At 60.8% G+C, this 15,568-nt stretch carries 10 protein-coding genes; 2 read left to right on the forward strand and 8 right to left on the reverse strand.

Annotation, left to right across the window (positions count from 1 at the left end; genetic code table 11):
* Nucleotides 1–204: 204 nt before the first annotated feature.
* The 8 genes from L0C21_RS14955 to L0C21_RS14990 form a co-directional block, all read right to left on the reverse strand.
* Nucleotides 205–633, reverse strand: coding sequence for a PraA/PraB family alkane oxidation protein activator (locus L0C21_RS14955; RefSeq protein WP_259279235.1), 429 nt, complete (start codon nt 631–633; stop codon nt 205–207).
* Nucleotides 634–853: 220 nt separating this feature from the next.
* Entirely contained in the window at nt 854–1,906 is a 1,053-nt protein-coding gene (locus L0C21_RS14960) for a FecR family protein (protein WP_259279236.1), read from the reverse strand.
* Complete coding sequence (locus L0C21_RS14965) at nt 1,903–2,421, reverse strand: RNA polymerase sigma factor (protein WP_259279237.1); 519 nt, start codon at nt 2,419–2,421, stop codon at nt 1,903–1,905. The genes L0C21_RS14960 and L0C21_RS14965 overlap by 4 nt, the downstream gene beginning before the upstream one ends.
* 252 nt (nt 2,422–2,673) lie before the next feature.
* Nucleotides 2,674–4,200, reverse strand: a complete 1,527-nt coding sequence (locus L0C21_RS14970) for a CehA/McbA family metallohydrolase (RefSeq protein ID WP_259279238.1) — start codon at nt 4,198–4,200, stop codon at nt 2,674–2,676.
* Nucleotides 4,201–4,218: 18 nt separating this feature from the next.
* The gene (locus L0C21_RS14975; RefSeq protein WP_259279239.1) at nt 4,219–7,110 is read right to left on the reverse strand and encodes a TonB-dependent receptor; all 2,892 of its coding nucleotides are present in this window, start codon (nt 7,108–7,110) and stop codon (nt 4,219–4,221) included.
* Nucleotides 7,111–7,250: 140 nt separating this feature from the next.
* Nucleotides 7,251–8,216, reverse strand: a complete 966-nt coding sequence (locus L0C21_RS14980; RefSeq protein WP_259279240.1) for a FecR family protein — start codon at nt 8,214–8,216, stop codon at nt 7,251–7,253.
* Complete coding sequence (locus L0C21_RS14985; protein ID WP_259279241.1) at nt 8,186–8,761, reverse strand: RNA polymerase sigma factor; 576 nt, start codon at nt 8,759–8,761, stop codon at nt 8,186–8,188. The genes L0C21_RS14980 and L0C21_RS14985 overlap by 31 nt, the downstream gene beginning before the upstream one ends.
* A 339-nt stretch (nt 8,762–9,100) precedes the next feature.
* Nucleotides 9,101–10,876: a DUF885 domain-containing protein gene (locus L0C21_RS14990; RefSeq protein WP_259279242.1), complete on the reverse strand. Its 1,776-nt coding sequence runs from the start codon at nt 10,874–10,876 to the stop codon at nt 9,101–9,103.
* Nucleotides 10,877–11,250: 374 nt separating this feature from the next.
* On the opposite strand from L0C21_RS14990, the gene L0C21_RS14995 reads away from it, so the two are divergent.
* Complete coding sequence (locus L0C21_RS14995; protein WP_259279243.1) at nt 11,251–12,999, forward strand: sensor domain-containing diguanylate cyclase; 1,749 nt, start codon at nt 11,251–11,253, stop codon at nt 12,997–12,999.
* 245 nt (nt 13,000–13,244) lie between these two features.
* Nucleotides 13,245–15,545, forward strand: coding sequence for a DPP IV N-terminal domain-containing protein (locus L0C21_RS15000; RefSeq protein WP_259279244.1), 2,301 nt, complete (start codon nt 13,245–13,247; stop codon nt 15,543–15,545).
* Nucleotides 15,546–15,568 lie beyond the last annotated feature (23 nt).

The following is a 15,568-nucleotide window of genomic DNA, read 5'->3' on the forward strand; positions in this document are numbered from 1 at the left end:
GGTTCTTTCGGGTCCGCAATCACAGGGTAATACGCATAATCGTCACGATGACACACCGGCCGCTCTATATATTATTCTATAAAGGCGGTTACCTTTTGCGCGAATTCCAGGATTCCGTAGCGTTATCTGCTAGGGCGTGCTCTTTGGGATATGCCCATCAACCAGAATATATTCTACCCGATGGGGGGCTCCCGATCCTGCATTTCAGGAATCCCGAGGAGCGTCGCTAAGTTCGGCGGTTCCTTTGACGATGCATGGCGAGCCGCTGGTCTTGGGCGGAAGGGTGGTGTCAATCTTCAGGGTCGTGCCATCCCACTGCGCCTCGATATCGCCGGCGCAGCCGCCGGAAATGGCCGTGGACACGTCGACGTTCCTGAGCCTGACGGTGCTGTCGCTTACCTCGATATCGTATGGGCCGCCCCTGAACGATACCATGTTGCACAACAGGTTGCCTGGGCTGAGATCAACCGTTGCCTTGTTGTTGGCGACTTCCACTTTGATCCGGCAGGAGAGCTGCTTGCCTTTCTTGACGGTGACGGTGCCTGCCAGTTTGCTGTCCGGCAGCGTTGCATGGGCGGTGTGCGCGCCCAAAAGGGCCGATGACAGAACGACGAGTCTTGCAAGCCTTTTCATGAATCATCCTCTGACGGTGCCGCAGATCTTATCTGCGCGCAGTTACAGGGTATTACGCGCGATTGCCGCGACGGCACACCACGGCGGGCCGCCTATATTTTTGCCGCATGAGGTGGCCTCATGCGCGAACGCCAGGTTTCCGTAACGTCAAGGCCCGCTCGCAACTTTCTGCGGGACGAGCCTGAACCTGAATATATTTTTTCTGATGGGGGGGCGATTTTTAGTGGCTGCTGGCCAGCACCAGTTTGCCGGGTTCGCGTGTTGCATTGATCGGATAGAGCGCGGTCACCCCCTCGATGAAGGCATCAACATCGCCCGCCTCGAAAACGCCGCTAATCTTATAGGACGCGATGCGCTGATCGCGGACGACGATGCGGTTCTTTGCATAGCGGTTCATTCGTTCGGCGGCGAGTGCAAGTGGCTCGCCTTCAAAGCTGAGAAGGCCGGATTCCCAGGACAGCGAGTGCGTCAGGTCTGCTTCGATGACATGCGCTGCGCTGCCGGCGGTGGAGGCGATCAACTCCTTTCCCGGACTCAACACGAGGGCGGGCTCGGTGTATTCGGGAATCGACGGCTGTGGATCCGGCGATCGCATGGGCGCCAGCACCTCGTCGTTCTCCGGGTGATCGATGACCTCAACCTGGCCTTCATAAAGTACGACGCGCACCTGCTCCGGCAGTAATTCGACGCTGAATGACGTTCCCGTCGCGACCGTCACGCGGTTGCGTGCGCGCACGGTGAAGGGGCGCAGCGGATCATGGACCACATCGAACTTGGCGCGTCCGGCAAGGAGTTCGAGGTTTCGGCGGTCATCATCCAGCCGGACATCGACTGCGGTCGCGGCATCGAGCGTCAGTCGCGAACCATCATCGAGCATTACGACGCGCCGTTCGCCAATATCCGTCCTGTAATGGGTCGTGCCATCATGCAGGAGAAGGATTGTCAGGGCCACCAACAGGGCGAGGCAGGCGGCGATGCCGGTGGGGCAGCGCAGGAACGCGCTGCGCGCCCAGCGCCTTGCATTGAGCTTCCGCAGCGATTCCACTGCCTCAGCGCGATGCCGGATCATTTCAGGGGTATCGGTGATGGCGTCGATCCCCTCCCATATCGCCACGGCCTCTTCAAAAGCCCGCGCATTATGGGAGTCGGCGGCAATCCAACGGTCGAACGCAGCCTGCTCGTCGGCATCGAGGCGCGCATCGGCCAGTCGCATGCACCAGAAGGCGGCGCGCTCATCTCTTTTGTCCGATATGGTGTGAATCGGCTCGTTCATTCGCTGTCTTTCCTGGCGCAGGTCATCAGATGGACCATGGCGCGCGCCACATGTTTCTCGACCGCGCTGCGCGATATGCCGAAGCTTTCCGCGATGAGGCGCTTCTCGATATTCTCGACACGATACAGGACGAAGATGGCGCGCGTCCGCTCCGGCAACTCGGCCAGCCCGGCGGCCAGCACGGCGAGCGCATCGCGCGCGGCTGTAATTTTCTCGGGATCGAGCCAGTCGATCCCCTGGCCATAGAGGCTGCCAACCGCCTCGCGACTGTCGGTCCGCACCCTTGAGCGCCGCGCACGATCACGCAGCAGATTGGATGCGATCTGGAAGACATAGCCTGCATGCAAATCGGGATCGCCTTGGGCGCCGCCAAATACGCGCGCGAAAACGTCCTGAGTCAGGTCCTCAGCCTCGGCATGATCGTGAACGCGTTTCAGAAAGAACGACATCAACGCCGGACGCCAGCGCCGATAACGTCGCGTCAGTTCATTCTCGCTGTCGGCCTGAAGGTGCATGCCCTTTCCAATGATTATTGGTCCGACATGTAATACGCGCGAACTATGCCATCACGCAGCACCAGGGGCCAAGAAAATAGTATAATAGTTTGCCTGTACAACTATGTGGAGGTTCTCGGCCTTTGAGGGCGCCTCGCCACCGTGAGAGCGGCAAGGCGTTCGTCTGGCCGGGATGGGGCATCTGGTGGAAGGCGATGATGCGGAGACTGCCATGCCGTAACAGCCTCGGAAGGGGAAAGGGAGTCGCGCCGTCTATTCGGCGGGCTCGACGTAGATCGGGTTGCCGACGAGCAGCAGGCGGCCATCCTTTCCACGCACGTCGACCCTCAGCCAGTGGCGCCGGCCGTCACCCGTCCAACGGAAGGGGAGCCGTTTCTCGGGGTTGCCTGTCCTGACGATCGGGAGACCGAGGCTTGTCTCTTCCCGGCCGTCGGCGATCACAGCCAGGCGCCCTTCGCTTATGCCTTTGACCGTCACCGTGACCTCGGCCGTATCGCCTTTGTTAAGTCGCAGCGTCCCACCCATTGCGACCTCACGGCCGCCGGCCCGCGCGGTCATATCGAGCAGGCGGTTGCGCGTGCCCTCGATGTCGATGAACACTCGGCCCGAGCGCAGGCCATCGAGCATACCCTTGACCGACAGCTCGGCCATATAAATCACGGTCGTCGGCGACCCGATGGAACTTGGCTGGTCGAGCGGCCGGCCCGCATCGTGATTGTCACTACCGCCGATCGCGGTCAGATGCTCGCCCGCATTCAGCCGCTCGTGCCAGAAGGCGAAGCCCTGAAGCGGCGATTCTGCGGACCCCGTCTCAGACATCGTCCCACCGTTGACCACCTCAACGGCCTGCGCCGCGCCTGGGGCCAGGCCCTCGATCCGCCAGCCGCATCCCATGCAGATCTCACCCGAGGGCGCGCCTGGGTGGTTGATCGAGATGACGCCGCCCGCGGCTCGCGCCGCATCGATCCATCTGGCGGCTGCGGCATTGCCAGCAAGGGTCCGGAAGTCCAAAAACCCGGTCACACCGAACACATTGGCGTGACCCCAGAAGGTCGTGATCTCCCGTCCCGGCACCAGGAGCAGCTTATCGTAGGCGGGCTGCAAGGCCCGCATCGCCGCATAATGGGCGGTGGTGTTGTGGTCGGTGATGGCAATAAAATCGAGACCGCGCTTCGCTGCCGCGGCAACCGTGCGATCAACAGGGCAGGGGACGCGCGCGCCGCTCTGGCTCGCGCAGCGGCCGTCGCTGTTGCCGGTATGGGTGTGAAGATCACCCCGGTACCAGCCGGCAGCGACCTTGAGGGGAGCCTTGGCAAACTCGGTCGGCTGAGGCGCTCGTTCAATTATGATCCGTGCCTCGTAGCGAGCGGTGGCATTGGGGCGAATGTTGGGTGTGCCCAGGAGCAGATGCCAACGCCCGGCTGGCAGGGGGCCGGCCAGGAAGCCGGGAGAGGCATCCTCGACAGCGACGGTGAAGCCAGGATGGCTGCCACCGCCCCAGCCCCGGAACCGCTGCGGGTCGAGGAGTCCCAAGTCGATGACCGACTTCTGCGCCTTGCCGTCGTAGGAGAAGTTTACGCTGATGCGCGTCGCCCCTTCCGGCACGTCGAAGGGCACCTCGCGGTACTGTTCGTGGTCGGCATGGGTGAGCGTACCGGTGAGGACAAACTCGCCCGAAGTCGCTGTCCCGCCCGCGCTTGATGCGGGCGAGACGGCGGCGACAGGAGCGGCGACCAGCGCCAGGGACAAGGATACAAGAAGAGCGCTGAGCCGCCGCATAGTCATGACTCCGTTGCCTTAGAACCGGTACATCAGCGCCGCGCGATAAGTGCGGCCGATCAGCGGACGGGCGATGAAGGTGTTCGCGCCCGCGTCCGCATTCTGCAGTTCGCCTGCGCGCGGATTGCCCTCGGTCAGGCCCAGGGAGTTGGTGAGGTTGTCGATATAGCCGTAGAACGACAGCTGCTCGTTGATCTGCCAGCGCCCGCTCAAGTTGACCGCCTCATAGGACGGCAGCCGTACGGAATTGGCGGTATCCACATAGCGCTTGCCCTGATGCTCGATAGCCGCCTGCAGGCGCAGGGCGCCGTTGAACAGGTTGACGCCCGGCACCACGCGCAGGCTGAACTTCGGCACACGGATGAGCTGATTGCCGTCGTAGTCGTTCAGCTTGCCCGAAGCGTCCGTATAGGTCAGCCCCTTGTACTTCGGTTCCTGGAAAGTGACGGTGCCGGCCAGGTCAAACCAGGTGGTCGGGCGGATGACGGTCTCGAGTTCGAGGCCGAAGGTCTGGGTGTCGGCGTAGCGCGCTTCGGACACCGAGGCGCCGGTTTCAAGGTCGAAGCGGTAGTTGCTGAAGCCCACGTTGTTGTATTTCGTCCAGAAGCCGGTCGCATAGACATCGACCAACGGGCTGCTGAACTTGAAGCCCACTTCGCCCAGATCCATCGTCTGCGTGTCGGGCTTGGCCGCCGCGTTGGTGATGTAATTGCCAAGGCTCGGCATGCGGCTGGCGGCGGTATAGCGGGCGAACATGCCCATCCGGTCATCGAATTGGTAGTTCACGCCGACCGTCCAGCCGAGCTTATCGAAGCTGTCGTCATAGTGGCCGAACACGCCGGTGCCGGTCTGGATCTGCGAGGTGGGAAGCGAGCCCAGGTTCACGGTCTGCTTGGTCTCGACCCGACCCCTGGCCGTCATCTTCTCCCAGCGCAGACCGCCATCGATCCGCAGGGCATCGGTGACCTGCCATTCGTCAGCCAGATAGAAGGCGTGGGTGGTTTGCTCGCCCGAGGCGTTTTCCCACTCATAGCCGTAGCGCCAGATGCCATTGTCCGTTAGCGACGAGACAACATTGCCCGCTGCATCCACCGCGACGAGATCAAGCAGCCGCGCATTGGTCTGCACGTCGAGCAGCACGGACGAGGAGTAGCGGCTGAAGTCTTCCTGGATGTGGGCGAAGTAATAGCCGAACGTGATGTCGTGGGTGGAAGATCCCAGCTCGATGCGGTGCGAGACCTGGGTGTCGCTGATGAATTCCTTCACCGGCATGGTGATGCCACGCAGGCCGCCAACCATGACCAGCCCATTGCCGTTCTGGTTGGCGGTGTTGTAGATACCGCCCGGCTCATTGACGTAGCGCAGCTGCAGCCCAGTCGCGCCCGGCACCGAGCCCAGCAGCCCGGCCTGCTGCTCGAGGAAGCTGGTCGCGCTCAGCAAGGTGTTGGGGTAGACACCGTTGCGCTGGGTCGTCGTGTCGTTGAAGCGCGACGTGTTGACGATCTTCCAGCCGTCCGCCGGCTCGAAGGTAAAGCGGCCGGTGACTTGCGTGCGCTTGATCTCGGTGCCGCGGGTGTTATCGAACTCGTAAATGCTGCCGTCGCCCATGATCATGTTGATGAGCGAGGTCTCAGGGCCGGCAACGCTGCCGTGATGCCCATCGAAGCCGGGCACCGCGCGGATCTTGCCATCCGCATCGGTCCGCATGGGAATGCCGGTGTAAAAGGCAACCGTATCGTCCACGCGCTTGATGTCCAGCTCGATCGAGCCGCGTTCAAACTCGCGTGACAGGGATGCCCGGATCTGGCCGCCCTTGTTTCCGGTGAAGCCTACGTCGCGAGCACCATCATAGCTGCGGTAAAAGCCGCCGATCGCCAGCTTCCATTCGCCGATGGGCGCGCCGGTCCAGAAATCAAGGCGGTAGTGGTCATGATCGCCAACGGTCGCCTTGACCAGGCCCTCTGCCTCATCGCCCACCTTGCGCGGAATGAAGTTGATCGCGCCGGCCGGCGCGTTGGCATAGAACACCGACGACGGGCCGCCGCGCACTACCTCGATCCGATCGATGGTTTCATCGAGGCGGAAGACCTGGTCGCCGTTCAGGTAGCCGAGCGCCGGGTCGTGCTGGATGGGAATACCGTCTTCGAGTAACTGGACTGAGCCGAAGCCATCCACCGGCACGCCGCGAGCGCGCACGTTGCCGCTGGCCTCGCCGCCCGAGGCCTCTACCCAGAAACCGGGAACCGACTTCAGGGCTTCGGTGACGCTGGTCGGCGCCTGGAGGCGCAAAGTCGCCTCATCGATATTGGTTACCGAATAGCTGGTCTCGGCCTTGGTGCGGACGCCCGTTCCGGCGCGGCCGGTGACGATAATCTCGTCTAGGCTCGATACTCCGGCTTCGTTTGCGACATCCTGCGCGAGCACGCCGGGCGCCTGTGTCAGCCCTCCGGCAAGCATGCTGGAGCAGAGCAGCACTTTGGTGGTGGATTTCATCTTTTCCCTTTCGCTGTACGCTAGGCAGCGGCGCTGTCCGCTCAGCCGATTGGGCTTGCGGATCTGGCGCCCCTTTTCTGGTGATGGACTTTCGCCGGGAGACGCCCGGTCTGCGTTGGCCGTTTCAATGCGGGGACGGCGGATGGTGATGGCCTGCGGCGTCATGTCGGCGATTTCGAGGGAGCTGCCTGCCAGCAGCCGCTCCAGCGCCTCCTGCCGCGTCATCCGGCCCCGGACCTTCGGGCTCCGCAGGGCGGCGGCAGCCTCATAGGGCAGGAGGATCTGCCGGTCCGCCTGACGCGCATATTGGTTGAGCGCGTCAGCGAGCGGTTGGCTGGGGATATCAAATTGAACGCTGTCACTTGCCGTCTGCGCCGTGGCTGTCGATGGCAGGATGGCCGGTGCAAGCACCGCCATGCTGACAGACAACGCAACAAGGCAAGGCGTTCTCATCGTACCCCTCGAACAGGTTCCGGGCGTAGACGAGACGGCCTCGTAATTCCGCCATCGCAGCGGAAGAAAAAATCAGACAGGTCTAGATGATGCGTCGCATGTGGTTAGGCAGAGCGCAGGGTAATGGTTTGCGGGCCAACGTCTGCCCGGATGTCGAAGCCATGCTGCAGCGAGCGCAGAAAACTGGTGGGGTCGTCGACAAAGAAGCGCCCCTCCAGCCGGATCGCGCCGATTCTTGGGTCGCCGATCACCAGTTTCTTGTCGAGGTAGCGGTTGAACTCACTCACCGCCGCGTCAAGGCGCATGCCCTTGAAGATGATTTCGCCCCGACGCCAGGCTGAGATGACGTCAGCGGTGCTGGGGGAGACCGCGAGCGTCTGCATGCGGCCGCCACGATTTGAGACGGCATGCATGGGCGCAAGCGCAATCCGGGTGTTGTCTGGCCGATGAATTACGCCGCCGCCCGAAAGGGCGATCAGCTCCGGGCCATTGTCATACAGGCGAAGATTATACCGGCCTTCCGTCAGTCGGGCGATCACGTCGGCGCCATGCAGGACAAAGGGCTGGGCGTGGTTCGTGGCAACGGAAATCGCGGCCTCGCCACGCTCCAGCCACATCGATCGGCGCTTGCCGAAATCCCAGGAGAGTACGCTATCAGTATTGAGTTCCGCCGCACTGCCGTCAGGTAGCCGGATTGCTCGCCGCTCGCCTACCGCCGTCTGGATGCGCTCACGCCCTGCGCCGTGCAGCCACGCCACGCTGCCTGTTGCTGCCAAAACAACGCCTGCGCCCGCGCCGGCCAGCAGTCGCCGGCGGCTGAATGCAGGTTTCTCTTCCATGTCTTCCTGTATCCTGACTGCGGGCAGGGCCATGTCTGGCCGTTCGGGTGACAAACGCAGAGCGCCCGTGCGCTCCCAAATTGCAAGCATCTGGGCAAAGGCAGCGGCATGGCGAGGATCGGCAGCGCGCCAGGCTTCGAACAATTGTGGATCCGCACGGCCGGCATCGAGCGCGACCAGCCATTCGGCAGCCTCCGCGATCAGTTCTCCCCCTGCCTTCTCCGACTCCATGCGTCCATCGACCTCGTGACTTCACCCTTGTCTGTGGATTTCAGCGCCTCTTGCAATAATCGCAATCCCTTGACGAGGTGTTTTTCAACAGTGGAGACGGCGATGCCCATTTTTTCCGCCACTCGACTTGGCGGCAGGCCATCGATGCGCCGCAGATAGAGCGCTTCCCGGCACCGCTGCGGCAGTGCTGTCATCGCACGGGCGACCCGTCGCAACTCCGCCCGATCGAAAGTAACCTGATCTGGCCAAGGGCGATCATCCATTGCATCCATCTCGTGCAATACAACTGCCCGATCGATTCGCACCACGTCCGCACGGCGGAAGCGCTCGATCGCGATGTTGCGGATCATCTGCATGGCAAAGGCATGCGGATCGACGATGCGTTGCCAGTCATCCAGCGCCATCAGGCGGGCATAGACTTCCTGAACGACTTCTTCGGCATCTTCTTCGTTCCTGAGCAGGTGAAGAGCGAATTTCCGGTGAGACAGATGGTGGACATGCACCCTGTCGATGAACCACCGGTCAATCTGGCGAACCCACGTCATGATCGGCCCTTGCGCGTACGTAACAAGGCGCAGTTAGCCGACTCAGATGACAGCTTGTTGACGTGCGTGCATCTTATGCTGCCGTGGCGCGTGAAGCCGGGCGATCGTGACCTGAAAACCCAGCCCATTGAGAGGCTGTTGACGGGCTTATCGAAGAGTTGCTGATGAAAGCCTGAGCCTGCCAGCGCGAACTTCGCATCATGGCGGGAAAATGGGCAGGCCACGCCTTGTCGCGGCCCTGCCCATTTGTTCGTTGCCGTGTTCTTTCTGCTTCTTCCCTACCGGCGATCTGGCTCCTGCTGCCCGACAAGGGCCACAGGATGATCGTGGGTGGACAACCTATGGATGCTCTGCGGACGCTGTTGAACTCAGGTGTGGATTTTTCCCGCCTCCTGCAATCCACTCATCCAGCACCCGTTCAAGGGTCGATAGCGGCACCGAACCCAGGTCCAATATTGTATCGTGGAACCACCGCTGGTCGAATTGCGCGCCGAGCGCCTTTTCGGCTTCAGCCCGCTTGCGGCGGATCAGCAGCTCGCCAAGCTTGTAGGCGCAGGCCTGGCCTGGGGAATTAAGGTAGCGATCAACCTCGATTCTGACCTCATGATCCGATAGCGCGGTATGGCTGGCCAGGTACTCAATCGCCTGCTCGCGGGTCCAGCCCATATGGTGAAGCCCGGTATCGATCACCAGCCGCGCGGCACGCCACATCTCATAGGTTTCGCGGCCAAATTCATCATAAGGCGTTTCATAGATGCCCATTTGGGTGCCGAGCCATTCCATGTAGAGCGCCCAGCCTTCGCCATAGCCGGAGAAGTAGGTGGTCTTGCGGATCTCCGGGCGATCTGGCCCTTCGAGCGCGAGCGCGGCCTGGAAGCTGTGACCGGGCGCGCATTCATGCGCGGTCAGTGGTGGAATGGTGTAAAGTGGGCGGGCCGGCAGATTGTAGGTGTTCATCAGGCAGCTATCGAGACCACCGTTGCCGCCGGTGGCAAATGGCGCGATGTTTGCCGGCGTCTGCACGATGGTGAAGCGGTAGCGCGGCAGCAACCCAAACAGGAATTTCAGCTGTCCGTTGATCTTATTCGCGACATATGCCGATTTCGCGATCAATTCATAAGGCGTCTTGGCGTAGAAGCGGGGATCAGACTTCAAATACTTGAGAAAGCCCTGGAAGTCACCGGTCCAACCCGCTTCTTTCATCGTCGCCTTCATGTCGGCATCGATTCGGGCCACTTCCTTTAGGCCCAGAGCATGAATCTCCTCGGGCGTCATGTCCGTGGTCGTATATTGCCGCAGCTTTGCGGCATAATACTCCTTGCCGTTCGGCAGGACTTCGGCTGCCGTGCTCTCCCGGGCATGCGGAATATAGTCGTCGCGCACAAAAACATGCAGCTTTGCGAAGGCCTTGGCTGCCGCCGCGACTGCGGCCTTGCCTTCCGCGACCAGCGCATCGCGCTCGGCTGCCGGGACGCTCGATGGCATCTTGGCGAAGGGGGTGTAGAGAGGATTCTTCTCTGCATCGGCAAAGGCAAGAGGCTCGATAGCCTTGTCGCGCCCAACGATTGATATGCGAGGGTCTGTGAATCCACGCTTCAGCCCTGCGCGCATGTTGGCAATCTGTTCGTCGATGTAGCGCGGCATTTCACCAAGGCGGCTGATATAATCGCGGTATTCCGCGCTTGATCCGAAGCCATGGCGTGGCGCGATCCACGTCCAGAAGCCAAAGGGATTTTCGTATTCGCGGAAGCGCTGCTCGGTAATGAAGCCTTCAAGCGCTGCTTGGAAAACCTCGGCGTTTATCCGCTCCTCAGGGGAAAGCTCGTTGACCGGAATTGCATCGAGCTGCCGGAGCGCGTTCGACCAGTAGGCGTAGCGGCGTTGCTGGCTGGCTGGGTCGACATGGGGCATGTGCGGTCCGCCGCCTTCGCCATCCTGATCCTTGCCGAACTCCTGCGTGCGCCATTGCCATTCGGCATCGTAGAGCGCTTTGAGGCGAGCATCTGCGCTTGCTGATGACTCAGCAGCCGTTACCTGTTCGGCTGCGATCGCGTAACCGCTTGCTGAAAATAGCAGTGAACCTGCGACGGCAATTGCAAAGGAATAGCCCTTCATCCCTGGCTCCTTTTGACCACGCAAGCCGAGCAACCCGGCCTATGGGCGTTGTTCGTCACGGTTTCCGGCGCACGCCCAACCGCAGCAAACGGATAACGTATACGAAACACTCTAGGCGACGATCGAAGCGAGTCAATAGTGATGGTCTTCCTTGGCTAAGCGGTTCAGCAGCTTGCCCTAGTCTGCATGGGCGCCAGCTTGAGGCGTCAACATCGCCGGGCTGGCTCACTCTGCCGCCTGGGCTATTGATCGGGTTCGTTAAGGTTCGGTCATTATACGTAGAAATGGTGATCTGCCCGGTAGGAATGCAATAAACCCAGGCTTTCAGGCGTTGTCTGTTTGAGGAGACGATGGGCCATCGCTGAGGTCCGATCATGCTTTCGCAGCTCCGAGGAGCCGATCTTGAGCGGCTCATGGACAGTATTGGAGCCCCGACCTTTATCGTAGGGACGGCGGGCGAGGATCATTTCGTTGTCATCTACGCTAACAAGGCGCTGCAATCGGCAACGGGCCTCCCGGCGGAAAGCGTCAGGGGGCAGCTGCCTGAAGAGATGATAAGGCCGGAACAGGCCAAAATCTTTAAGCACCATTATCGCTTGTGTAGCCAAACCGGTGAGCCTGTGATCTTCGAGGTGCTGCTGACGCTTCCGGTCGGCGAGCGGTGGCTCCGCATTACTCTCAACCCGGTCAGGGACCAGGGCGGGAGCGGGGCCGTCGTGCGTATGCTCGGCACGATGGTTGATGTGACCGAGGAGCGGCGCGCGCACGAAACCCTGCGGTATCAGAATCTTCTTCTGCAAGCGCAACAGGATCTGAGCCCCGATGGCATAATGATTGCCGATGTCCACGGAACCCTTCTCAATTGGAACGCCCGGTTAAGCGAGTTATGGGGCGTGACGGAGGAGATCGTACGCCAAGGGCGCGAGGCGTTGCTGCCGCGGATACTGGCCCAGCTTGTCGATCCGGGCACTTTTCTGACTATGATCGAAGAGGCCTATCGCAATTTGCATGAGAATATTGTCGGCTACGAGGTCGAGCTTAAGAATGGGAAGATTTACCAGATCTTTAGCCGCGGCCTTATTGATGAATGCAACCTTGGGCGCGGCCGGATCTGGTTCCTGCGCGACATAACCGAGAGCAGGATCTACCAGCGGCGCCTGAGTGAGGCTCTCGCTTTGCAGAGGGCGATTCTTGACAGTGCTCGTCAAATCATCCTTTCGGTGGACCGGAACCTTGTATTCCGCAGCTTCAATGCTGCGGCTGAGCGGCTTCTCGGCTACAAGGCCGAGGAGGTGATTGGCAAAAAGACGGCTCTTATCCTGCATGATCCGGCCGAGATCGAAGAGCGCAGGGCGGTCATGAGCCAGGAGTTGGGGCGAGATGTCAGCGTTTATGAAATGTTCCAGGGGCAAGTCCTGAAAGGCATGCCGTTGGTTCAGGAATGGTCTTACATCTGCAAGGATGGAAGCCGCCTGCCGGTCGAGCTGTCACTGACCCGGCTGGACGATGAACAGGGCAGCCTTCTTGGGTTTCTGGCAATCGTGACGGATATTACGGAGCGCAAGGAGACCGAGCGTCAGCTGTTCGAGTTGGCAACGACAGATGCTCTGACCAAGCTTTGGAACAGGCGCCACTTCGCCGAGCAGGCCGAAAGATCCCTGATCCGTGCCAGGCGATACGATGAACACATATGCATCGCGCTGATCGATATCGACCACTTCAAACGGATCAATGACACCTATGGCCATGCCGCTGGCGATGCGGTGCTCTATCATCTGGCCCGCGCTCTGGACAGGATGCTGCGCGGGTCTGACTTCATGTGTCGTTGGGGAGGCGAGGAGTTTGCGGTACTTTTGCTTAACACCGACCCAAGTGAAGCGCTGCAGATTGCCGAGCGTATGCGCCGGACAGTGATGCGCCTGGAAGTGAACTACGAGGACGCACGCGTTCCGGTGACGGCCAGTATTGGACTGTCGGATTGCCTGTCATGCGACCAAAGCCTGGATGTGGTACTGTCCCGCGCTGATGAAGCCCTCTATGCGGCCAAGGCCGCCGGACGAAATTGCGTCCGCGCCGTATGGAGTCATGAGGCTGCGGGCCGTGAACCAGCCAGCTCTCTTTAAGGAGGCCATCGCCCTTCACCTTGCGTCCAGGATTGGGACCCAAGGCCCAGGCAGTAAAAAGCGCCCATTCATCGGCGCTTTTTTTATGCCTGATTGCTGCAAATCCCAAGCGCTGGTGAGCGCCAATCCGCAAATCGGCTGGCGGCCACCCCGCCATGAACCCTCGGCTTGAAAACACTCTATTAATTAGGCGATGATTCGTATACGATATAATCTTTCGATCGGTCTCAAAGGGGGTCTTGCCGGTGCCAACCTTCGTTCGTGTCCTGCTTGGAAGCCTGCTGCTTGTCTTCAGCGCTACGGCTTCAGCTGCTCCTTCTGCTGCCGATTACGAGCGTTCGCTATCACTGCGCGATAACTGGATGCTGCTGACCCGCAACATCGTCTTTCCCGCGCAGTGGGTGCCAGGTAGCCATGACTTCGTCTACCGCAAAACGGTAGAAGGCGGTTTCGCCTTTATCCGCGAGAACGCCGATACGGGCACGCAGGGCCCTGCCTTCGATCAGGCTGCGATTGCCGCAGCGTTGCACCGGGCGACGGGCGAGGACTACTCCGCGTTGCAGCTGCCTTTTGAGACCTTCCGCTATGCCGATGGGGGGCAGGCGATCGATTTCGAGCTGCACTATGAGCCCTGGCGCTGCAGCTTCAAGGAAGCCAAGTGCGTGCCACAGCAGCATGTTGGCCGCCCGTCCGGTTTCGGTGTCGTGCGCGATCTACGCGTTCCCGCCGATAACAGCCCGAAAATCTCGCCCGATGGCAAGTGGGAAGCCCTTGTCGAAGGCTACAATGTCATTGTCCGTCCTGTTGGCGGCGGCGCTACCAAGGTGCTGAGCCAGGATGGTACGGAGGGCAATTTCTATGATCCGCAGACCATCAAATGGTCGCCGGATTCAACAAAGGTCGCCGCTTATCGCGTCCGTCCGGGCTTTGCTCGCTATGTGACCTACGTGAGCGCTGCACCCAAGGACCAGCTGCAACCAACGGTACAGCAGGTTCTCTATCCGAAGCCGGGCGATGCGATCGACATTGAGCAGCCGGTGCTTTTCGACGTCATTGCCGGACGGCAGATCAACGTCTCGAACGCGCTGTTCCCCAACCCCTATCAGCTGCGGCATCTCAATTGGCGGGCGGACAGCAAGACCGTTGCCTTTGAATACACCCAGCGTGGCCATCAGCTTGCGCGGGTCATCGAGGTGGATGCGAAAAGCGGCGCGGCACGCGCCGTCGTCGAGGAAAAAGCTGATACCTTCATCTATCAGGACCGCGGTTTCCGCCATGATGTGAACAATCGCGGCGAAGAGGTGATCTGGCTTTCCGAGCGTGATGGATGGGCGCATCTCTATCTTTATGACGGCCGCACCGGTCGGGTGAAGAAGCAGATCACCAAGGGTGATTGGGTGGTCAGGGATGTGGTGCGCGTTGATGACAAGGCGCGCCAGATCTGGTTTGCCGCGAGCGGCATGAACCCAGGCGAGGATCCCTATTTCATACACTATTACCGGATCAACTTTGACGGTTCGGACCTGACGCCGTTGACGCCGGAGAAGGCAAACCATCAGGCCAGCTTCTCGTCTGATATGGAATATTATGTCGACGTCTACTCGCGGGTCGATATGCCGAACGTTGCCGAGCTTCGCCGGGCGCGTGACGGCTCGCTGGTGCGCCGGATCGCGGAAGGCGACATTTCCCGGCTGACAGCTGCCGGCTTCCGGGCGCCGGAGGTATTCGTCGCCAAGGGCCGCGACGGCAAGACTGACATATGGGGCCTGATCGTTCGTCCGCGCGATTTCGATTCCACCAAGCACTACCCGGTCATTGAGAACATTTATGCCGGCCCGCACGATAGCTTTGTCCCGAAGAGCTTCTGGCCGTTTGGTTATCATTCGGGGGGCGACAAGGTGATCGGCATGCAGGCGCTGGCGGACCTTGGTTTCGTCGTCGTGCAGATCGACGGCATGGGGACAGCCAACCGCTCCAAGGCGTTCCAGGATGTCGCCTGGAAGAACCTCGGCGATTCAGGCTTTCCTGATCGCATCCTCTGGCACAAGGCAGCCGCGGCAAAGTATTCGTGGTATGACATCGGCCATGGTGTCGGCATCTACGGCGGGTCGGCCGGCGGGCAGAGCACGCTTGGCGCGCTGCTCTTCCATCCTGAATTCTATACGGTCGGCGTTGCCTTTGCGGGCTGTTTCGACAATCGCATGGATAAGATCAGCTGGAATGAGCAGTGGATGGGCTGGCCAGTTGATGAGAGCTATGCGCGCGCCTCTGGCGTTGAAAACGCCTGGCGTCTGCAGGGCAACCTGCTCATCATTTTCGGCGAGCAGGATACCAACGTTGACCCGTCCTCGTCGCTTCAGGTGGTCGATGCCTTGATCAAGGCCGGCAAGGACTTTGATCTGATTGAGGTTCCGGGTGAAGGCCACGCCGTGGGCCGCTCCACCGGCCCGATCCACTACCTGCAACGGCGGCAGTTTGATTTCTTCGTCAGGCACCTGCAGGGCAGCAACACCCCCAACTGGAACCGGGCTGCCACAGCCCGGTAAGGTTGGCGCCCTGTGGCCTGAGG

It is taken from the genome of Pedomonas mirosovicensis (assembly GCF_022569295.1).
Lineage (GTDB): Bacteria > Pseudomonadota > Alphaproteobacteria > Sphingomonadales > Sphingomonadaceae > Pedomonas > Pedomonas mirosovicensis.

Coding starts and splice junctions, on each gene's coding strand:
- L0C21_RS14955 (WP_259279235.1), bottom strand. CDS start 633: ATGAAAAGGCTTGCAAGACTCGTCGTTCTGTCATCGGCCCTTTTGGGC.
- L0C21_RS14960 (WP_259279236.1), bottom strand. CDS start 1,906: ATGAACGAGCCGATTCACACCATATCGGACAAAAGAGATGAGCGCGCC.
- L0C21_RS14965 (WP_259279237.1), bottom strand. CDS start 2,421: ATGCACCTTCAGGCCGACAGCGAGAATGAACTGACGCGACGTTATCGG.
- L0C21_RS14970 (WP_259279238.1), bottom strand. CDS start 4,200: ATGCGGCGGCTCAGCGCTCTTCTTGTATCCTTGTCCCTGGCGCTGGTC.
- L0C21_RS14975 (WP_259279239.1), bottom strand. CDS start 7,110: ATGGCGGTGCTTGCACCGGCCATCCTGCCATCGACAGCCACGGCGCAG.
- L0C21_RS14980 (WP_259279240.1), bottom strand. CDS start 8,216: ATGGAGTCGGAGAAGGCAGGGGGAGAACTGATCGCGGAGGCTGCCGAA.
- L0C21_RS14985 (WP_259279241.1), bottom strand. CDS start 8,761: ATGACGTGGGTTCGCCAGATTGACCGGTGGTTCATCGACAGGGTGCAT.
- L0C21_RS14990 (WP_259279242.1), bottom strand. CDS start 10,876: ATGAAGGGCTATTCCTTTGCAATTGCCGTCGCAGGTTCACTGCTATTT.
- L0C21_RS14995 (WP_259279243.1), top strand. CDS start 11,251: ATGCTTTCGCAGCTCCGAGGAGCCGATCTTGAGCGGCTCATGGACAGT.